Raw genomic sequence first — 3,147 nt, 5'->3', positions numbered from 1 at the left:
CCTCTGGCTTTGCTCGCCAATGTCTCCGGCCATGGCGCGATCGCTGGATCTCGATGAGCTGGTCGAGCACTGGACGCTGCTGGATGACGAGCGGGACCTGGTCCAGCGCCCGGCGGTCGCCGACGGCGGCGACCTGGTGAATACCTGCCCAATTGGCTAGGTTGCCCTCACCTCATCCGATCCTCGCAGGGGAGTGGCAGTCGTGCGGCAACAGTGCAAGACCTTCCGGGCGATCGAGGTCGGCGACGGCGGCGACGGGCGGTGGGCCGCCTACGCCCGGGGCCTGTGGCAGGAGATGGAGGGCCTGCTGACCGAGGAGGGCCGGACTCCGGAGGGCGCGGATCGTGTTCGGGCGCTGTTCCGTGCGCACATGCCGGAACTGGTCCCGGTTCTGGACCGCCTGGCCGGCCAACTCGACCGGCCCGAGGCGGAAGTCTTCCTCACCCACGCGGCGCTGCGGCCGTTCTCCCAGGCGTGCACCCAGATCGGCCAGAGCGGCACTCTGCTGCGCAACTATGACCTACGGCCCGATCAGTGCGAAGGGACCATCGTCTCCTCCTGCTTCCTGCGCCCCGTGATCGGGATGCAGGACGTGCTGTGGGGGCTGCTGGACGGGATGAACGACGCCGGTCTGGCGGTCTCGCTCACCTGGGGCGGACGTTCCGTCTACGGACGCGGCTTCGCCATTCTCATCCTCGTGCGCTACCTGCTGGAGACGTGCGACACCGTCGATGAGGCGGTCGACAGGCTGCGGTCCCTGCCGGTCGCCGTCCCCCAGAACCTCACCCTTGTCGATCCCACCAAGGCGATGACGGTGTTCGTGGGGCCGGATATGCCGCCGACGGTGGCGCCGGACGCCTGCGCCGCCAATCACCAGCACCTGCCGGTGACCGACGAGCAGGAACGGGCCATGCACACGCAGGAGCGGCTGCGAGCCATCCGCGCCGCGGGCGCGGATGTGGCGGCGATGCTGAAGCCGCCGCTGTATCGATCCGTCGACGAGCAGGGGTCGAGAACGCTCTACACAGCCCGCTACCAGCCCATCGAGGGCCGTGTGACGTACTACTGGCCCGGCGAGTCCTGGCAGCAGTCCTTCGGTGACTTCGCGCCCGGATCCCGCACTGTGACCTTGGGCCGGGCCGGCTGAGAGGCTTTCCGCCCGCGACATCTGGGTCGACCTCGGCCTGCTCACTGTGGCCAGAGCCAGATTTGCCCTGGAAGACGGCAGACAGTCCCGCGACGCAAGGGCTTGCTGACATTCCACCGATTGTTGAACGGCTCCACCGCCATTGAGCTGGGGTTTGTTCGCTTGTCCGGGCACCACCAGGGTTTCCTGCCTTGATCGGGGTGGATTCAATGTTCGCGAGTTTCGGCGCCACCGGCGACGGTGGGAGCATCGGCGGGGTCTGGACGGAGCCCGCCGATGCCGACGTCGAAGGTTGACCTGTTCGCGGCGATCCGGCGTGACTCCCACGCGGGAATGTCGGGCCGGACGATCGCTCAGAAGTACCAGGTCAGCCGCCGCACGGTCCGCGCCGCGCTGACATCGGCCTGGCCGCAGCCGCGCAAGCCGATGCCGCCGCGGGCCTCGAAGCTGGACCCGTTCAAGCCGGTCATCGACGACATGCTGCGCGTCGACCTGGACGCGCCGCGCAAGCAGCGGCACACCGTCAAACGGATCTACGACCGGCTGATCGACGAGCACGGCATGCACGACGTGTCCTACCCGGTGGTGCGTGCCTACGTCGCCGACCGCAAGCCGCAGATCCGCGCCGAGGCCGGCCGAGGCCCGGTCAACGTGTTCGTCCCGCAGACCCACCGGCCCGGCGGGGAGGCGGAGGTCGACTTCGGCGAGGTCACCATCAACCTGCGCGGTGAACCCGCGACCTGCATGTTGTTCGCGTTCCGGCTCTCCTTCTCCGGCAAGGCCGTCCACCGAGTCTTCGCCTCGGGTGGCTCCGAAGCATTCCTGGAAGGCCACGTTCACGCGTTCACCACGCTCGGCGGCGTCCCCACCGGCAAGATCCGCTACGACGACCTACGGGCGGCCGTCGCCCAGGTCCTCGGGTTCTCCCGGCAACGGGTCGAAACGGCCCGGTGGACAGCGTTCCGGTCCCACTTCACCGTGGACGCCTTCTACTGCCAGCCAGGCTGCAGGGTGCCCACGAGAAGGGCGGCGTCGAAGGGCAGGTCGGCTGGTTCCGCCGCAACCACCTTGTCCCCGTCCCCGAAGTCGAGTCGTTCGAGCAGCTCAACACCATGGTCGACGCGTGGGACGCCGCCGACGACGCCCGCCGCGTCGGCACCCGGGCCTCGCCCGACACGAGCGGCTGATGACCAAGGGCAGCGTCCGGCTCGACCTGGACCACTACCTGGAAGCGCTGGTCCGCAAACCCGGCGCCCTGCCGGGCTCGACCGCGCTCGAGCAGGCCCGCGCCGCCGGGAAGTTCACCCCGGTCCACGACGCCTGGTGGGAAGCCGTCCGCAAGGCCCACGGCGACGCCGCCGGCACTGGCAGGCCAAGTCATGAATACGTGCCAGTCGCGCGTCGGTGTAGACGTTCTGACCCAGGCGCACCCACGCGGAACTGCGTAGCTGGTGCTCGGTAAGTAACCCCCTTGCTGATCACGTCCGAGCCGAGGAAGACCTGCCCTTCCAGTTCGGGCGCGCGGTATGGCTGTGGAGGCATCCTGGTTACCTCTCCCACGCCATCCGACACGCCCCGGGCATCTACCGGGGCGGGGCCACGGCGTGTCGCCACCTGCGCGGTCTCATGCAGTGCTCGCCAACTAGCGGCGGCCCTTCCGCCCCGATGCGAGCGTTCATGGGAGTTCCTTCGTTCGACGTGGCATGGGTTTCCTCAGGAGCAATTGGCTGGGGTGGCGGCGGCTCGTGGGCGAGGGCGGGCTGGCGGCCGGAGGGGTCCTGTCAGCCCGCGCAGCACCCAGGGGATCGCGGCCGCCCGACTCCCGATCTCCCGAGAAGTTGGTGCGCGTTGCGGCCGCGGACGGCGCCGTGGCAGTCACGTCTGCCATCGCCTTCGAGGTCGGACGGGCTGTCGTCAACCGTGGCTGGGGCAGTTCGGCCACGACCGCCCTCGTGCGGTCAGTTAACTGTCGCGAGATCAACTACTCGCCCAGGCAGGCG

2 protein-coding genes are annotated in these 3,147 nt (G+C 69.0%); both read left to right on the top strand.

Annotated elements, in window-relative coordinates; translation table 11 throughout:
- Window positions 1-202 precede the first annotated feature (202 nt).
- The gene (locus KJS59_RS25215; RefSeq protein WP_213455452.1) at window positions 203-1,147 is read left to right on the top strand and encodes a C45 family autoproteolytic acyltransferase/hydolase; all 945 of its coding nucleotides are present in this window, start codon (window positions 203-205) and stop codon (window positions 1,145-1,147) included.
- A 276-nt stretch (window positions 1,148-1,423) separates the two neighbouring features.
- Entirely contained in the window at window positions 1,424-2,530 is a 1,107-nt protein-coding gene (gene istA, locus KJS59_RS25210) for an IS21 family transposase (RefSeq protein ID WP_249714856.1), read from the top strand.
- Window positions 2,531-3,147: the final 617 nt, after the last annotated feature.

The organism is Rhizomonospora bruguierae (assembly GCF_018397995.1).
GTDB classification, from domain to species: Bacteria; Actinomycetota; Actinomycetes; order Mycobacteriales; family Micromonosporaceae; genus Rhizomonospora; species Rhizomonospora bruguierae.
The sequence above is the reverse complement of the archived record's forward strand: the minus strand, read 5'-3'. Positions and strand labels throughout refer to the sequence as shown.